This window comes from Haloferax sp. Atlit-10N, assembly GCF_003586325.1.
In the GTDB taxonomy this organism is placed as follows: Archaea; Halobacteriota; Halobacteria; order Halobacteriales; family Haloferacaceae; genus Haloferax; species Haloferax prahovense.
Genome location: NZ_PSYX01000037.1, coordinates 1 through 1,414 on the forward strand (window position 1 = coordinate 1; position 1,414 = coordinate 1,414).

Sequence of the window (1,414 nt, forward strand, 5' to 3'; positions counted from 1 at the left end):
ACTTGATGTTGAGTACATCCCGCGATGGTATTGACCGAGGCAATTCGCCAGTAACTACATTTCATGACTGATTCTCCACCAAACGACGATACGTCCGAGGATGATAGTAACAACCCCTCAGAGGCAACGGACTGGTCTAGATACTCCGACGTCCTTGACAACCGCGAGTATGATGTCGCCGAACGAGCGAATGCGCTGGCACCTGAAGCCGAGACCGTCCGCATAGCCGTCGGTTACTTCTATCTCGGCGGTTTCGATCTTCTGAAGGAAAATCTCCGAAGGGCTGAGCGCGTCGAAATCCTAATCGGGACCGATACTGACCAGCGCACCATCGATGAACTCGAACGTGGATTCGCCGACGACCTAGATGAGTACGACCGCACTGAGGCCCAAGAGGGGATCAATCGACTTTACGAACTCATTCAGCAGGACAAGGTGGATGTACGGGTGTACGACGACAGTCGATTCCATCCGAAGCTCTATCTCTTCGAACACCCAGCGGGTTCCCCGGACCTTGGCCGGGCGATTATCGGCTCCTCGAACCTCTCTGCCAGCGGCCTCCGCGGGAACGTCGAACTGAACGTCGAAAAGAAGGACAACAACACTATTCGGTATCTCGGTGAGTGGTTTGAGGATATCTGGGAGGAGGCCAGCGAATTCGATAAGGACCTGATGTCAGCTGAGATCGAGAAGTCGCAATTTGGAGACGACTTGCCGGACTCCTCCACGGAAGAAGAAACATCGGTCGCCGAGGTGGAAACGATTTCACCGTACGAAGCGACGAAGCGGTTCATTGTTGAGCAATTTTCCCGAGATGTCCGAGAAGGCACTTTACTTCAGGACATCACTGGCGATTACGAAGAGCAACTCACAGCGTTCCAGCAGGACGCGTTCAGGGCAGCTCGTCGCCCACTCGAAAAATACAATGGAGTCGTTCTAGCGGACAGCGTGGGGCTCGGCAAGTCATACATAGGTGCTCCTCTTGTTCAGGACTACACGAGTTCCCGAGATGATGTTCTCATTATCGCTCCCAAACGGCTGGAGCGGATGTGGATGCAGGACCTTCTTGATGCGAACACCGGCGAATTCCCGACAACTGCTGAGAAGACGTTTATGAGTTTCAATAAACTCTCTCGTCTATCTGAAAAGGAGATCCAACGGCTGCGTGGAGTTGATCTGATTCTCGTCGACGAAGCCCACAATCTTCGGAATACTGGAACACAGCGCTACGATAAACTCCAGTCAATCGGTCGGATGGGCAAGAAGTTCGTGATGCTCACTGCGACACCGATCCACAACTCCGTCCGAGACGTGGACAATTTGATAAAGGTGTTTGCCGACGACGACGACTTCGACATTGAGCTTCAGGGATTGTCACCGAGTGAGATTTTCAAACAGTACGACCGCCTCTCCA

General features: G+C 52.9%; 1 protein-coding gene. It reads left to right on the plus strand.

Annotated elements, in window-relative coordinates:
* Positions 1-63: 63 nt before the first annotated feature.
* The coding region (locus tag C5B91_RS20990; RefSeq protein WP_233547850.1) for a phospholipase D-like domain-containing protein at positions 64-1,414 on the plus strand (1,351 nt) is incomplete at its 3' end.